Genomic DNA, 15,621 nt, shown 5'->3' on the forward strand with positions numbered 1-15,621 from the left:
CATTAGTATATCCGAAAAGAAGTCTGCGTTAATCAGTCCAAGGACCGATTGCTTTGCAGCAAAACTTCCGATTGCGGATGAATTTGCAGAGATGAACGGTATTCCACTGTACCAATCCGGCAGCCAGGACCGTTTTTTATTTTATCGCCACGGACAATCTCGGCCTCCGTATTCTCTAATTCAATATCATCACCTTCGATAATCTGTGCCTTGAGAATTGATTTATTCCCCGTAAACAAGTCATTCAACCGGCCACTCTTCACCGAGATGATGGAACCACCCATTTCCTTGACCTCGGATGGACCCATGATTTTGAGCGTCATGTGTTCAGCGCTGAGCATCCCCGCTATCGTCAAACGCCCGTTCAGCTTGATATTTTCTGCCTGACAATCCCCTGACAGATGAAGTTCACCTACCACTTTTATATGCTCAGCTTTGGCATGCAGGCCAGATGCCTGGATTCCATCCTTAACATCGTTGCTGGCCTCTTGCTCTGCGAGAGTAAGGGTTCCGGTAATTTTAATATCTGTGGATTCAAGTGATCCGTATATGACCGATGTACCCGTACATTTGAATCGATCACAAGATAGATTGTCGTTAAAGGACGCGTCCCCTACAACCTTGATCTTGCCGTACACGCCACCAGAAGAACTGCCATCACCAACGATGCTGATATCCATTTTTTTGTCCAATGAACGCCCATGATTGTTATTCATGTCGATCCCATCCCTTTCTCTCCATATCCAAACTTTAAATTCGCTGACTGCTGCCCACCTTGGCATCCTGATCTACCTCAAGTTCACCTGAATACTCAACCAGTCTGATGTTACAGCCGCGACCGATAAAAATGTTACTCCCCCGAACAATGTCAGCTTCGGTATCTTCCAGCACAATCTCATCACCCTCAATTAAGGATGTCTTAAATGAAGGGGTCCCGCCCAGACCAATACTTTTCCAAAAGCCATTCTGTTGTTCCTTGCGACGAATATCGATACGCTCTCCGCCAATCTCTTTAGCCGAAGAAGATGTATGCAGCCTGATCTCCACTGTTCCCGCATTCAGTAAGCCGCTGATCTTAATATTGCCCCGTACATTCAGGGTCTCACATTGGACATCCCCTTCAATATCGATCACACCGCCAATATCAATTCGTTCCCCATCTACTCTTCCACGTACGGTACACTTTCCGTTCACTTCAAGTTCAGGGCTATGGAGATCTCCGTTAATCGTCGTCATGCCATCCACCCGGACACGAGAACTGGTCAGAGGTCCATTCAACGTGCACATGCCGTTAATCGCTACACTCTCGGAGGTCAAAGCGCCGTGCATCTTCAATGTTCCATTCACTTCCATAGAGGTGCAGTCCAGGTTGCCGTTCACCTTAGCCATGCCATCGATAGATACACGGTGAAAATTCCCGCCTGCCGTTTGACTTATGCCCGCCACATTCAGATCATTCCGCTTATTCCGCTCTTCCATAGATGATCCTCTCCTTATCCCAATTTGAGTTTTAATTCTTCCATAAATGTTCCCATCGGCTGCCTAAGAACCACTTTCACACCATTGTCAAAATAAAACTCCGTTCCTGCTGTTACCAGCATGAATGAAGGAACACCCATCTTACGAATAAGCACGAGTTCGCTGGGTTTGCCAGTAAAACGATAATAATGTTCGGACATCACTTCGATCAGCAACGCACCCTCTTGCCGAGTAATATCTCCGCTCATTAACAGCTTATCAAGGACGTAGAGCATCATAATCTGCTCCAAAGCATACAGCGGTTGTTCTCGACCTGCTTCTTTTAACAGATCCAGCGAGATCTGTGAAACAATGTTTCGCTCTAATAGTTGCTGTGCAGACATCTCTACTTCACCCAACGTAGGTGAAAACACGTCTGCCAGCTCATCCAGCGATAATCCGTCTTTCATATTGAGAATCTTGTCAATGCGCAGTAAAATCTGTTGTTTGGGAAAAAAGGTTTCTTGTCCGGTGTAGGACGACTTCCGAATGAACCATTCTTCCGGAATGAGATTTTTCCGCTTCCAACGGTATAACTGGCCGTATGAGATTCCTGTCAGGTCCAACAATTCTTTCTTGGAGATCAAATCATCCGTCATATATGGTCCCCCTTTTTATTGAAATGAGTGTAACATAACATTGTTACGTTGTAAACTATACTTAAAAATCGATGATCTGATTACATACTCCCATTTTAACCACTGGTGTGAAATTCTTTGTTTTCTACTGTAGATATTGTTATTGCAATGGAGGAGTAATGCGTATAACCTGTTACATATAAACACTTTGGAGGCTCAGGCATCCGATTTTCATCCCATCGTCTCATGTCAGAACACGTGGTTAACGAACTTATGAAAGGGGTTTCTTATACTCATGGCACTTATTAAATGTGATTTTTACTCGGATACGCTCGGGCTTAGCACCAGCATGCATGTCATTCTGCCGCAACAAACCCACAATCAGATCGGTATGGAGAATGTGACTGGCAAAGGACTGCACCCAACCCTGTACCTGTTGCACGGTCTGTCTGATGATGATTCCATCTGGCTGCGCCGGACTTCCATCGAACGTTATGTGGCCAACCTCGGGATCGCCGTTGTTATGCCACAGGTACACCGCAGCTTCTATACAGATATGGTAGAAGGCGGACGTTATTGGAGCTTTATCAGTGAAGAACTCCCGGCACTTGCTCGTTCTTTCTTCCCGCTCTCAGACCAACGGGAGGACAATTTCGTTGCCGGATTATCCATGGGTGGCTATGGGGCGTTCAAGCTGGCCCTTCGTAAACCAGATCAATATGCGGCTGCTGCCAGTTTGTCTGGAGCACTCGATATGTCTGCACATATGGATAGAAACGCGTCCTCAGCATTGCAACAGACGGAGTTACAACGTATTTTCGGACCACAGGTGGCAGGTACAGAGAACGATCTGATCCATCTGTTAAAAGAAAGCCAATCTAGCGAAAGTCCTCGACCTTTGCTCTACCAATGCTGCGGAACGGAAGATTTCCTGTATGAGGATAATCAAACCTTCCGTCAAGCCTGTGAACAGACGAACTTCGAACTGACGTACGAGGAAGAGCCTGGTGAACATGAGTGGGGCTACTGGGATGCCAAGATTCAGGATGTATTGAAATGGTTGCCTTTACAAAAGCGCGATTAGTGGAGAATTACAATGGAGCTACCGTGAGTAACTAAACTGGTACTACGATAGTAGAACAACCTACCTTCCGTTCGCGGTTGAGTTCAATATATCTAGAGCACATCGCTGTAAAACACAAAGAAGCAGGCCGTTGAGAACAAGTTCTCTGGCCTGCTTCTTTGTTGTACTGTTGTATCTGTAAGGGTACCTCTTATAGTAGGAGTGGTATTAACCGCGGTTCGTAATCCATTGCTCGGTGATCTCCAGTACCTTCTCACTGCGTCCAATCGCTTCAGCAACTTGACCCGAAGCTGTTCCGCCGTAAACATTACGAGCGTTCACAACCGCTTCCGGTTGCAGCACATCATAGATCCGGTCATCAAACAGTGGTGAGAACTGACGGAATTCATCAAGTGTCAGATCCAGCAAATACTTGCTGTTCTGGATGCAGTACAGCACCGTTTTACCAATCACTTCATGCGCCTGACGGAAAGGCAAGCCTTCGCCCACGAGGAAGTCAGCAATATCTGTAGCGTTGGAGAAATCCTGGTTGACCGCTTGACGCATCCGATCCTTGTTCACTGTCATTGTCGCGATCATTGGAGCAAACAGTTGCAGTGCACCCTCCAGCGTCGCTACTGTATCAAACATGCCTTCTTTGTCTTCCTGCATGTCTTTGTTGTATGCCAGTGGAAGAGATTTCAGTACCGTCAGTAAACCGATCAGGTTGCCGTACACACGTCCTGTTTTACCACGAACAAGTTCAGGAACGTCTGGGTTTTTCTTCTGAGGCATAATGCTGCTGCCTGTGCAGAACGCATCATCCAGCTCAACGAACCCAAACTCCGTGCTGCTCCACAGTACCAACTCTTCGCTCAGACGGGACAAGTGAGTCATGATCAGCGAAGCCGCCGCCAAGAACTCAACGATAAAGTCACGGTCACTTACTGCGTCCAGACTGTTCTCGTACACGCCATCAAAGCCCAGTTGTTCCGCGACAAAATGACGGTCAATCGGGAATGTTGTGCCCGCGAGCGCACCTGCGCCCAGTGGCAGGATGTTAATGCGTTTGTAGCTGTCCATCAGACGCTCCGCATCCCGTTGGAACATGGATACATATGCCATCAGGTGATGTGCGAACAGAATCGGCTGTGCCCGTTGAAGATGCGTATAACCCGGTACAATTGTATCGAGGTTATCTTTCGCTTGTCCGATCAGTGCTTCCTGCAAGGAATGCAGCATGCCTACAAATCCAACGACGCGCTCACGCAGGTACAAGTGCATATCCGTTGCAACTTGATCGTTCCGGCTACGGCCTGTATGTAATTTTCCGCCTACAGGGCCGATCGTTTCGATCAGGTTTTTCTCAATATTCATGTGGATGTCTTCGTCCGATACGGAGAATTCCACTTCGCCCGCACGGATTTTGTGCAGAACGGTGATCAGACCTTCTTTGATGGTCTCCACATCTTCCGCTGGCAGAATGCCGCATTTGCCCAGCATCGTTACATGAGCCAGACTTCCTTGAATATCTTCCTCAGCCAAAGCTTTGTCAAAATTGATCGATGCCGTATATTCCTCAACCAAATGATTGGTTTGTTTTGTAAAACGTCCTCCCCACAGCTTGCTCACGGTGAGTACTCCCCTTTCGCTCATGGACAAAGCCGCTCCTGCCAGATGTGCAAGAACGGCCTGCCTTGTCATTTATATTGATGTAGCTCTAGTATGCAGGTTGAAATTAGTTTTTGTTTTGCTCCACGCCGGAGTTTACTTTCAAACGAAGTGCATTCAGGCGGATAAAGCCTGTTGCATCACCTTGATCGTAGGCTTGCGTTGGATCAGCTTCCATCGTTGCGATGTCCGGATTGTAGAGACTGACAGGACTTTTAACACCTGCGCCGATGATGTTGCCTTTGTAGAGTTTCACACGAACTGTACCTGTAACGTTCTTCTGGCTTTCAGTCACCAGTGCTTGCAGCGCCAGACGTTCCGGTGCGAACCAGAAGCCGTTGTAAACGAGTGTGCTGTAACGTGTGATCAGGCTATCACGCAGGTTCATCACTTCACGGTCCATCGTGATGGATTCCATTTTGCGATGTGCTGTGAACAAGATTGTTCCACCTGGTGTTTCGTATACGCCACGGCTCTTCATACCAACAAAACGGTTTTCAACCATATCTACACGGCCAATACCATGTTTGCCACCCAGCTCGTTCAGTTGCTCCATCACTTGCAGCGGGCTCAGGCGCTCACCGTTCAGTGCAACACAGTCACCTTGTTCGAATTCCAGTTCAACATATTCCGCTTGATCTGGTGCATCTTCAGGTGCACTGCTCAGCAGGAACATGTCTTTGTTCTCGTCCGCGCTTGGATCGAACCAAGGATCTTCGAGCACACCGCTCTCATAGCTGATATGCAGCAAGTTACGGTCTGTGGAGTATGGTTTAGCCGCAGATGCGGTTACCGGAATGCCATGTTTTTCAGCGTAAGCAATCATCTCGGCGCGTCCCGGGAACTGGTTGCGGAATTCTTCCAGACGCCAAGGTGCAATGACGTTAATGTCGGGTGTCAGCGCAGCCGCGTTCAGCTCAAAACGAACTTGGTCATTTCCTTTACCCGTAGCGCCGTGAGCGATGGCTGTAGCGCCTTCTGCACGAGCGATATCCACCATACGTTTAGCGATCAGTGGACGAGCAATACTTGTGCCAAGCAGGTATTGTCCTTCATAGAGGGCACCTGCCTGGAACATCGGATAGATGAAATCTTTTGCGAATTCATCGCGTAGATCGTCAATGTATACTTTGGAAGCGCCTGTTGCCAGTGCTTTTTCCTCCAAGCCATCCAATTCATCCTTTTGTCCGATATCCGCAGTGAAAGCGATAATCTCAGCATCATATGTTTCTTTCAACCATTTCAAAATTACAGATGTGTCCAACCCGCCTGAATACGCGAGTACGATTTTTTCCTTAGCCATGTTCAATGGTCCTCCCCAAGATCAGTTAAGTTAAACAGAGCCTTCATACACTGAATCCTACGAACTTCTTGTTTAACTAACTTTTTAAAGTACATTATAGATGAATCTATCATCGCGAAATCTGCGCCTAAAATCAACCCATAAAGGCAAACAGCATCTATTCGCTCATTAACGCAGCCATTAACGCTTTCTGTGCATGCAAGCGATTCTCCGCCTGATCAAAGATCAGGGAGTTTGGCCCGTCAATTACACCGGCACTCACTTCTTCGCCGCGGTGTGCTGGCAGACAATGCAAGAACATGTAGTCCGGCTTCGCGCCTTTCATCAGTTCCTCGTCCACTTGATATGCCGCAAATGCCTGCTCACGAATCTTCTGCTCTTCCTCAAAGCCCATGCTAGCCCATACATCCGTATACACGATATCTGCATCTTTGGCTGCTTCTTGTGCACTGTAGGTTACAGTCACTTCAGAACCGCTCTCTTGTGCGATAATGCGTGCCTGCTCCACAACTGCGCTATCCGGCTCATAACCTTCTGGCGTTGCTACAGCAACATGCATACCCATCTTCGCTGCTCCGAGCATCAGGGAATGTGCCATGTTGTTGCCATCTCCGATGTAAGCCATTTTCAGACCTGCGAGCTTGCCTTTGTGTTCCAGCACCGTTTGGAAGTCTGCCAGAACCTGACAAGGATGCGCTGCATCGCTCAGGCCGTTAATAACCGGAACATCCGCATGCTCTGCCAGTTCAGTTACATTATGGTGTCCAAAGGTACGGATCATGATGCCGTCCAGGTAACGGGACAACACTTTGGCTGTATCATGTGTTGTTTCCCCGCGACCCAGCTGGATATCATTTTTGCTCAGGAAGAGTGCGTGTCCGCCCAATTGGAACATGCCCACTTCAAAGGATACACGCGTACGTGTGGATGATTTTTCAAAAATAAGTCCGATCGTTTTACCCTTCAACGGTTGAAAAGGTACACCGTTTTTTTGCTTGCCTTTAATCTCGATCGCGAGATCAAGCAGATAACGAATCTCCTCTGCCGTGTAGTCCGTGAATTCGATAAAATCCCGGCCTCTCAGATCAATCTTCTGAATCTTTTCCGTCTGTTGTGCTGTCATCTATAATGTCCTCCTTATTTCCGGTTCCCTGCACCCGCATGGGCAGAAGAGAGAGCAACATTGACACTTTGGCTTCGTGCTTCTCAAATGTATTCATTTCCACCTTCTGCGAGTTCACCGCGCGGCTACAGGGATTCATCATCTCGTTCTGCTTCGAGGCCGGTAATGGCCCCGAGACAGAAAGGTTCTCATTTTTATGTTAGGCTTTCGCCGCTACGTGCTCTTCGATCAATGTGGCTACCAGCGATACGGCCTCGTCGATCTCTTCTTTGCTCACATACAGGTTCGGAAGCAAACGGATCACATTCGGTCCTGCAGAGACAAACAAAATCCCGCGTTTTTGCCCAGCAAGTACAATATCACCTACCGACTCAGCACATTCGATGCCGACCAACAATCCCAAGCCACGAACTTCCTTCACAAAGGAATTACCCACCAAACGATTCCGCAGGGAGCTCATCAGGTATTCGCCCATCTCCGCTGCGCGCTCTGGCAAGCGATCTTCCAGCATTGTTTCGATTGTTGCTATCACAACGGATGAAGCAAGTGGTGTTCCGCCAAATGTTGTCGCATGGCTACCTGGCGTGAACGCATCCCGCAGGAAACCTTTACCCAGCATTGCGCCTACAGGGAAACCACTGCCGATACCTTTGGCAACGGTGAACACGTCTGGCTCAATGCCATAATGTTCGTGCGCAAACAGTTTCCCCGTACGTCCCATTCCTGTTTGTACTTCATCAACAATCAACAGCAACCCATGCTCGTCACACAATTTCCGTACATGTTGGACGAATTCAGGTTCGACCGGATATACACCACCCTCGGCCTGAACCATTTCCAGCATAATAGCTGCTGTGTTGGGTCCAATTGCCGCTTCAAGGGCAGGGATATCATGCAAAGGTACAGTTACAAATCCGGCTGGCAATGGCAAAAATCCTTCTTTCACCTTATCCTGTCCGGTTGCTGTCAGTGTAGCGAGTGTCCGTCCATGGAAGGACTGGGCAAATGTGATCACTTCATAGCGATCTGTACCCTTCACCTTTTGGTGATAACGACGTGCTACTTTAATAGCTGCTTCGTTCGCTTCGGCACCACTGTTACAGAAAAACACTGCGTCAGCACATGTATTGGCTGTCAGCAATGCTGCTGCCTTCTCCTGGCCTGGAATCTGGAACAGGTTGGATACATGCCACAGCTCATCAATCTGAGCTTTCAGCTTGGCTCCAACTTTCTCCGGTGCATGGCCCAGGCTAGTTACAGCGAGTCCGCACATAAAATCGAGATAACGGTTGCCCTGGTCATCCCACAACCAGCTGCCTTTACCTTTGACCAGACTGATTGGATAACGCGCATACGTTTGGAAAAGCGAGCTTTCCGTCTGTGCGGCTGCACCTGTTGCTGTTGCGCCCGCTACCGCTGTGCCAGAACCTGGCTGTTCGTTGCCTTTTGCCATGACCATATCACTCCTTATTGGTTGGTGCACGAGCAATTATATAAGAAACCTGATTTACACTAGACCACCCGATTGCAGAACTATCTTTCGAACGTATGCATACTTCCACTTCGATGACAGAACAACCTTCCGATCGCTGTTATCCCCGGATTTTTTTTATTCCCCTTCAATGGGGTAAATCCTGTGATAAAGGCGAGATGATGCTTACGAAGTAGCTTTCTTTCAGAAAGCTTTTAGCTCCGCTTCTTCAGGTTATTTCTGTCCTCTCCGTTATGCATTTTTATTCTTCAGATTGGTTCTGCACCCTACGATATGTGAGTGTAATATTAGATTTCTTATATTAAAAAGCCGTGCACATATTTTTTTATTTAAATAAGACTATTAAGACCCTAGCGTATCGAGCAAATTATTGCATACGGATGATTCTTGTTCCGATGATTTCTCCGCTGAGCACTCGGCTCAGGATTTGAGGTTCGCTGCCGTCTACGATGACGACCTCACGTACTTGGCCATGGATACATGCGATAGCTGCACGCACTTTGGGAATCATGCCGCCATAGATTTCTCCGGTCTGGATCATGTCCTCAATCTCTTGTACAGATACGGATGGCAATACTTTTTTCTCGCCGCCTACGTTCTTCATGATGCCTGGAACGTCGGTCACGACAATCATCCGACTTACGCCGAGATGAGACGCCACTGCACCCGCAGCTGTATCTGCGTTGATGTTGTAGCGTTGTCCAGTTGCATCTACGCCAACTGGTGCAATAACTGGCATGTAACCCATGTTCACGATGCCTTGGATAATCTCTGCGTTCACACCAGTGACATCGCCTACCCAACCGATCTCTGCGTGGTTCGATACGGACTTCGCCTGAATCAGACCTCCATCGACGCCGGACAAGCCTAGTGCACGGCCGCCCACACGTTGAATCAGACGCACGATCTGTTTGTTGATACTGCCTGCAAGCACCATCTCCACTACGTCCAGCACAGGTTCAGTCGTTTTGCGCAGGCCGTTAACAAATTCGGTTTCGATACCAAGCTTCGCCAGGTTATCTGAGATCGCAGGACCTCCACCATGCACGATTACCGGCTGTGTGCCCTGAGACTGCAAATCACGCAGATCCGCAAAGAAAGACTCGGGCAATGCCGCCAGCGTGCTACCTCCACATTTCATGACAAACATCTGTTTCTCTGTGCTCGCTTCCGTTGCGGTACTCTCGTTTGGCATTGTTGAATTCATGAGGGCAAGCTCCTTTCGTTCAAATATTCTAAAAGGCTTAACACTTATATTGAAGAGATATTCGGTGGCTGACCGTTTCGAATCCGGATCGTTCTTTTGATCGCTGTTGTCTCCAGGTTTTTTGATTCCCTTTATAAAGGGGAAACCCGGAGACAAAGGCGAACGCTTCGCTTCTACAGAATCGATTCCGTCTTCTCCACTGCCTTCGCCAGTTATCTCAAAGACCAAATAAAGTTCAATCCTTATAGATTTTCTATATATTTACCATACAGCTTCTCATAGGGAAGCTGTTAGCTTCAATAGAATAAATGCTAAGGCTTATTACGTTCGGTATGCGGCGTTAATTCGGACGTAGTCATACGTCAGGTCACAGCCCCAGGCTGTTGCTGTTCCTTCGCCGTGGTGCAGATCTACCACAATGCGAACTGTATCGGTCTGCAAATACGCTAATGCTGCTTCTTCGTCAAACACGACTGGGCGGGACTGCGCAAGTACCGAAATATCTCCCAAACGAATATCCACCGTATCCGGGTTCACTGGCTGTCCTGCACGCCCTACGGCTGCAATAATCCGTCCCCAGTTGGCGTCTGCGCCAAACATGGCTGATTTCACAAGACTCGAACCGATGACAGTTTTGGCGATTGCTTGCGCGGACTCATCACTTACTGCTCCTGTAACTTCTACCTCGACCAGTTTGGTTGCTCCTTCGCCATCGCGAGCAATGGCTTTGGCCAGTACTTGGCATACATAGGTGAATCCAGCTGCAAAAGCGTCCCAATCCGGGTGCTCTGTGGTCAGCTCTTCATTGCCTGCATATCCGCTGGACATAGCTACCAGCATGTCGTTTGTACTTGTATCGCCATCGACGGTAATCATGTTAAATGTGTGATTGGTTGCCTGGCGCAGCAGGCGCTGCAACGCTTCTGCACCAATGACCGCGTCAGAGGTCATAAAAGCGAGCATCGTCGCCATATTCGGATGAATCATCCCCGAGCCTTTGGCGGCACCCGCAATCGTAACCGTTTTGCCGTTAACCAGAACGGAGACGCAAGCTTCCTTTTTCACCAAATCCGTTGTCAGAATCGCTTGTGAAAATTGTTCCGCCTCATTCGACTCCTTGCCCATATGCGCTGGAAGTCCGGTGATGCCTGAATGTACAGCATCCATTTTGAGCAATTCCCCAATGACACCTGTGGAGGCCACTGCAACGTCCTCTTCTGCCACACCCAACTCACGCGCAGCGGCCGAGCGCATCGCATAAGCATCTTCTTCCCCTTGTTGCCCTGTACATGCATTTGCATTACCACTGTTAACGATAACAGCCTGAAGGCGTCCATTGCTCAAGCTTTCGCGCGTTACTTTGAGTGGTGCCGCCTGAAACACGTTCGTTGTGTATACAGCAGCAGCTGTAGCCGGTACATCACAGCGGATCGCTCCGATGTCATTGCGAGATGTCTTTTTCAATCCGCAGTGAAGTCCACCAGCAGTGAATCCCCCAGGGGTTACAATTGTTCCGTTCTCAACCACGGTAAAAGTCTGTTGCTCCACATTCGTTCCCATATCATATCCCCCGTATGCGTTCAGCTATATGCTGATGATTCCGCCTGCTTAACCCGATCCGTTCTCCCTAAGTGACTCCGAGAAAACACTTTACACTGAATGTCCCAGTGCTCCTCCTGAATTCCAATCCCTTATGGATATACCGGTGTCATGTTCAGCCCGAGGTTCTCCTCCCATCCCATCATCAGGTTCATATTTTGAATCGCTTGCCCGGAAGCACCCTTCACCAGGTTGTCGATAACCGAAATAATCGTCAAACGCCCTGTGCGAGGATCCACCGCAAATCCGATATCACAATAGTTGGATCCGTACACTTCTTTGGTAGAAGGCCAGATGCCCGGTTCACGTACACGTACGAAAGGTCGGTTCTCATAATATTTGCGGTACAAATCCACGATCTCCCGGTCGCTGTGTTCCCCAACGAGGTTTGCATACATCGTACTCATAATTCCACGTGTCATTGGCACCAGATGTGTTGTAAAGGTAACCGTTACAGGCGTTCCCGTTATACTGCCAAGCACTTGTTCGATCTCGGGAATATGTTGATGTTTATTCAGTTTATAGGCTTTGAGATTCTCATTCATCTCTGCATAATGATTTGTCAGACTTGTTCCGCGTCCTGCTCCAGATACGCCCGATTTGGCATCAATAATAATAGTTGAAGGATCAATCCAGCCTGCCTCTACTGCAGGGACCAGTCCAAGAAGTGTAGCCGTTGGATAACAACCTGGGTTGGATATAAAATTCTGTCCCTTCACTTCTTCGCCATACACCTCAGCCATGCCGTATACCGCTTGTTCCAGCAAATCAGCTGGAGGCGCCGGATGTTTGTACCACTCTTCGTACACTGTTCCATCCTTAAGTCTGAAATCGCCAGACAGGTCAATCACCTTAAGTCCTGCTGCCAGCAGGCTTGGTACGAGCTTAGCACTTACGCCGGACGGGGTCGCTGTGAATACCAGATCCGCACGACTCGCAATTTCAGCCGGATCTACACCGTCGAGTGGCCTGTGAATCACGCCTGTCAAATGCGGAAATCCATCTGCGATGGACTCACCACTGCTCGATGATGAGATCACCGATGTGATTTCAACCAAGGGATGGTTCTGGAAAAAACGAATCAGCTCCACCCCGCCGTAGCCGGTGGAACCGACGATTGCTACTTTTAATTTGTTATTCACTCTCGCTCCCCCAATCTCGATGTATGCGCTACTTGTGCTATGTCCTTGCCTGAAGGATACTTGAACACAGCAATTCCGTCGCTTATATGCATATTTGTGTATTATTATACGACTCTGGTTATATAAATACAACACTCTATCATCAATTTCACATGGATTTCCATCCAATCCGAACATATCTTTTTTAACATCCGAGACGAATAGGTATACATCTGTTAAAATACGTATTAGTAGGAAACATTACAATCAGGGTCTCATTCATAACTAACCTGCTAATCAAGGACATATGAATAGATTCATGATGGTCATAATGAGACGTGGGGGACTATAGTGCATATCGAATCCATTTTACTTATTGTACTCCTTGGCCTGAATATTATTTTTGCGGCAGCAGTCGTTTTCTTCGAACGGAAGGATGCCAGCGCTTCATGGGCTTGGCTGCTCGTCTTGAACTTTATTCCGGTGTTTGGGTTTGTACTTTATCTTTTAACCGGTCAGAACCTGACCCGATACCGGCTTTTCCAGTGGAAAGAACGTAAGAAGCTCGGGCTAGAGGAACGTATTGAAGCCCAGCTCACGCAGTTGCACGATAACCGCACACCTTTCCGGAACCAAGCAACCGAGACTAGCCAGGACATGATCTATATGAACCTGAAGCAGAACGGTGCTCTGGTGACGGAAGATAATGCGGTCGAGATCATTACGGATGGAACAGATAAATTCCAGCGGCTCTTGGATGACATCGAAGCGGCCAAGGATCACGTGCACGTACAATACTACATTTATAGAGGCGACCGTCTGGGCAAAAGAATTCGGGATGCACTTATCCGCAAAGCGCGGGAAGGCATCAAAGTTCGTTTGCTGTATGACGCGCTCGGATCGCGGCGGGTATCCAAACGCTTTTTCAAAGAATTGCGCGAAGCAGGCGGTTTGGTTGAAGTCTTTTTCCCCTCCAAATTCAGTCTGATCAACTTGCGTATGAACTACCGGAACCACCGTAAGATTGTCATCATTGATGGTAACCTGGGGTACACAGGCGGGTTTAACGTTGGAGATGAGTATCTTGGCTTGAACTCGAAATTCGGTTACTGGCGTGACACACATCTGCGTATTCAGGGGAATGCCGTTCATGCGTTGCAGACCCGGTTCCTCCTGGATTGGAATGAAGCGTCCAAACAACACGACACACCCTACGTTCCAGCGCATTTCCCTCATATTGAGGGCACAGGAAAGATTGCCATGCAGATTGTCTCCAGTGGACCTGATGCAGAGACCGAGCATATCAAGAACAGTTACCTTAAGATGATTAACGGGGCCAAACATTCGATTCTGATTCAAACTCCTTATTTTATCCCGGATGCCAGTGTATTCGAAGCTATTCGTCTCGCGTGTCTGTCCGGCATTGATGTTCGCATCATGATTCCAAATAAACCCGACCATGCCTTTGTATATTGGGCTACGTTATCTTATATTGGTGAGTTGTTGAAGGTGGGCGCCAAAGTATTTATATATGATAATGGCTTCATTCATGCCAAAACACTTATCATTGACAGTTTGGTTGCATCCGTGGGAACCGCCAATATTGACTACCGCAGTTTCCGGTTAAACTTTGAGGTTAACGCCTTTATGTATGATGAAGCGATTGCGACAGCACTTGTACAAACCTTTGAGCACGACCTGCATGTATCGCGGGAAATGACGCTCGATGAATACCAAAAACGCAGTTTCATTATCCGCTTCAAAGAAGCCATTTCCCGTCTGCTATCTCCGATTTTGTAGCGGTCAATATTTATAGTAAAAAAACAGGCACATCCTCTCCCGTCATTTCGGAGAAAAGATGTACCTGTTTTTTTCTTGTCTTGAACTTCCAAACGTATGAGCATACGCGGCTCACTCATTAGTTTTCAACCCGTTCACACATGTTCTCCCCGCTTAAAGCCTTCGCCGAGCACTTCGTGCGCGTTACTGATAATGACAAATGCTCCCGGGTCCACAGACCGGATCAACGCTTTAAGTCTTGGTACCTCATTCTGTCCAACCACGACCATCAGTACCGTTCGTTGATCATCGGTGTAACCGCCTTTGGCTTCCAGCTTTGTTAATCCGCGATCCAAGTCATCCAGAATCACTTTGCTAATCGCTTCCGTCTGGTTGGAGATAATATAAGCCACCTTTGAAAAGCCCAGCCCCATCTCAACAGCATCGATCACTTTACCAGTAACATACAACCCAATCAGCGCATAGAGGGACTGCTCCAACGACAATACAAAAGCAGCCATAATAATAACCGTAGCATCCATGATGACTACACACAGCGAGTAACTCAATCCACTGTATTTCTGTACGATTCTGGCAAGAATGCTCATGCCACCTGTTGATCCTCTACCTCGGTATACAATTCCAATCCCTAAACCAACACCAATCCCACCATACAGTGAACCAAGGAGTGGATTCGTTGTTGGAATGGCCCAATCCTTCGTGAGATAAACTAACAGTGGCAGGACAATACTGCCCAATACCGAGCGAACACCATACTGCTTGCCAATGAGCAGGAAACCCGCAATCAAAAGTGGGATATTAATTGCCCATTGGGTATATGCCGGCTCCCAATTAAGCCATTCCTTGCCCAGAATTGATAACCCGGACACCCCACCCGAAGCGATCTGATTTGGTAATAAAAATAAATTAAAGGCCACGGCAATTAAAAACGAACCTACAATGATAGATACCGTATCCACGACGTTTCTCCATGGACCATTGAGTGGAATGAGGCTAGTTATCCTCTTTTTGCGATTATTGTGAAGTTGTGATCGTTGTTGCATGTTCTCGTGCTCTCCTTTTATGTGACTGATCAGTTGTTCGCTCATTTTTTCTATCCTATAAAATTATTCAAAAAAAAGCTCCCGTATACACCAGCATACGCCT

General features: G+C 47.8%; 14 protein-coding genes. 2 read left to right on the forward strand and 12 right to left on the reverse strand.

Annotation, left to right across the window (positions count from 1 at the left end):
• Positions 1-32: 32 nt before the first annotated feature.
• The 3 genes from MHB85_RS27925 to MHB85_RS27935 are packed head-to-tail and all read right to left on the reverse strand — an operon-like array spanning position 33 to position 2,117.
• A complete protein-coding gene (locus MHB85_RS27925) occupies positions 33-716 on the reverse strand; it encodes a hypothetical protein (RefSeq protein WP_341074009.1) in 684 nt (227 codons plus the stop codon).
• A 34-nt stretch (positions 717-750) separates the two neighbouring features.
• Positions 751-1,479, reverse strand: coding sequence for a polymer-forming cytoskeletal protein (locus tag MHB85_RS27930; RefSeq protein ID WP_341074010.1), 729 nt, complete (start codon positions 1,477-1,479; stop codon positions 751-753).
• A gap of 14 nt (positions 1,480-1,493) precedes the next feature.
• Complete coding sequence (locus tag MHB85_RS27935) at positions 1,494-2,117, reverse strand: YhbD family protein (protein ID WP_036612427.1); 624 nt, start codon at positions 2,115-2,117, stop codon at positions 1,494-1,496.
• 274 nt (positions 2,118-2,391) lie between these two features.
• Here MHB85_RS27935 and MHB85_RS27940 point away from each other — a divergent pair, with 274 nt between their 5' ends.
• On the forward strand, positions 2,392-3,180 hold the full coding sequence (locus MHB85_RS27940; protein WP_341074011.1) for an alpha/beta hydrolase: 789 nt from the start codon (positions 2,392-2,394) through the stop codon (positions 3,178-3,180).
• A gap of 207 nt (positions 3,181-3,387) precedes the next feature.
• Here MHB85_RS27940 and argH read toward each other — a convergent pair whose 3' ends face one another.
• From argH to argC, 8 genes are all read right to left on the reverse strand, one after another.
• Complete coding sequence (gene argH / locus MHB85_RS27945; protein WP_253509308.1) at positions 3,388-4,791, reverse strand: argininosuccinate lyase; 1,404 nt, start codon at positions 4,789-4,791, stop codon at positions 3,388-3,390.
• A gap of 106 nt (positions 4,792-4,897) precedes the next feature.
• Positions 4,898-6,133 carry an argininosuccinate synthase gene (locus tag MHB85_RS27950; RefSeq protein WP_017692004.1) on the reverse strand — a complete coding sequence of 412 codons (1,236 nt, stop codon included), beginning with the start codon at positions 6,131-6,133 and terminating at the stop codon, positions 4,898-4,900.
• 157 nt (positions 6,134-6,290) lie between these two features.
• On the reverse strand, positions 6,291-7,256 hold the full coding sequence (argF, locus tag MHB85_RS27955; protein WP_091013055.1) for an ornithine carbamoyltransferase: 966 nt from the start codon (positions 7,254-7,256) through the stop codon (positions 6,291-6,293).
• Entirely contained in the window at positions 7,219-7,374 is a 156-nt protein-coding gene (locus tag MHB85_RS27960; RefSeq protein WP_192135073.1) for a hypothetical protein, read from the reverse strand. Before MHB85_RS27960 ends, argF begins: the two co-directional genes overlap by 38 nt.
• An 81-nt stretch (positions 7,375-7,455) precedes the next feature.
• Positions 7,456-8,709, reverse strand: a complete 1,254-nt coding sequence (locus MHB85_RS27965) for an aspartate aminotransferase family protein (protein WP_341074013.1) — start codon at positions 8,707-8,709, stop codon at positions 7,456-7,458.
• A gap of 406 nt (positions 8,710-9,115) precedes the next feature.
• Positions 9,116-9,955: an acetylglutamate kinase gene (argB, locus tag MHB85_RS27970; RefSeq protein ID WP_341074014.1), complete on the reverse strand. Its 840-nt coding sequence runs from the start codon at positions 9,953-9,955 to the stop codon at positions 9,116-9,118.
• 321 nt (positions 9,956-10,276) lie between these two features.
• Positions 10,277-11,515: a bifunctional glutamate N-acetyltransferase/amino-acid acetyltransferase ArgJ gene (gene argJ, locus MHB85_RS27975; RefSeq protein ID WP_341074016.1), complete on the reverse strand. Its 1,239-nt coding sequence runs from the start codon at positions 11,513-11,515 to the stop codon at positions 10,277-10,279.
• Between the two features lie 131 nt (positions 11,516-11,646).
• Complete coding sequence (gene argC / locus MHB85_RS27980; protein ID WP_341074017.1) at positions 11,647-12,696, reverse strand: N-acetyl-gamma-glutamyl-phosphate reductase; 1,050 nt, start codon at positions 12,694-12,696, stop codon at positions 11,647-11,649.
• 330 nt (positions 12,697-13,026) lie between these two features.
• Here argC and cls point away from each other — a divergent pair, with 330 nt between their 5' ends.
• A complete protein-coding gene (cls, locus tag MHB85_RS27985; RefSeq protein ID WP_340031273.1) occupies positions 13,027-14,475 on the forward strand; it encodes a cardiolipin synthase in 1,449 nt (482 codons plus the stop codon).
• A 134-nt stretch (positions 14,476-14,609) separates the two neighbouring features.
• Here cls and MHB85_RS27990 read toward each other — a convergent pair whose 3' ends face one another.
• On the reverse strand, positions 14,610-15,518 hold the full coding sequence (locus tag MHB85_RS27990) for a YitT family protein (protein WP_036612451.1): 909 nt from the start codon (positions 15,516-15,518) through the stop codon (positions 14,610-14,612).
• Between the last annotated feature and the right edge of the window lie 103 nt (positions 15,519-15,621).

This window comes from Paenibacillus sp. FSL K6-4396 (assembly GCF_038002525.1).
Taxonomy (GTDB): Bacteria; Bacillota; Bacilli; order Paenibacillales; family Paenibacillaceae; genus Paenibacillus; species Paenibacillus amylolyticus_B.

What these genes read in the sequence shown, in the direction of transcription:
- MHB85_RS27925 (WP_341074009.1), bottom strand. Translation starts at nt 716, where the DNA reads ATGAATAACAATCATGGGCGTTCATTGGACAAAAAAATGGATATCAGC.
- MHB85_RS27930 (WP_341074010.1), bottom strand. Translation starts at nt 1,479, where the DNA reads ATGGAAGAGCGGAATAAGCGGAATGATCTGAATGTGGCGGGCATAAGT.
- MHB85_RS27935 (WP_036612427.1), bottom strand. Translation starts at nt 2,117, where the DNA reads ATGACGGATGATTTGATCTCCAAGAAAGAATTGTTGGACCTGACAGGA.
- MHB85_RS27940 (WP_341074011.1), top strand. Translation starts at nt 2,392, where the DNA reads ATGGCACTTATTAAATGTGATTTTTACTCGGATACGCTCGGGCTTAGC.
- MHB85_RS27950 (WP_017692004.1), bottom strand. Translation starts at nt 6,133, where the DNA reads ATGGCTAAGGAAAAAATCGTACTCGCGTATTCAGGCGGGTTGGACACA.
- argF (WP_091013055.1), bottom strand. Translation starts at nt 7,256, where the DNA reads ATGACAGCACAACAGACGGAAAAGATTCAGAAGATTGATCTGAGAGGC.
- MHB85_RS27965 (WP_341074013.1), bottom strand. Translation starts at nt 8,709, where the DNA reads ATGGCAAAAGGCAACGAACAGCCAGGTTCTGGCACAGCGGTAGCGGGC.
- argB (WP_341074014.1), bottom strand. Translation starts at nt 9,955, where the DNA reads ATGAATTCAACAATGCCAAACGAGAGTACCGCAACGGAAGCGAGCACA.
- argJ (WP_341074016.1), bottom strand. Translation starts at nt 11,515, where the DNA reads ATGGGAACGAATGTGGAGCAACAGACTTTTACCGTGGTTGAGAACGGA.
- MHB85_RS27990 (WP_036612451.1), bottom strand. Translation starts at nt 15,518, where the DNA reads ATGCAACAACGATCACAACTTCACAATAATCGCAAAAAGAGGATAACT.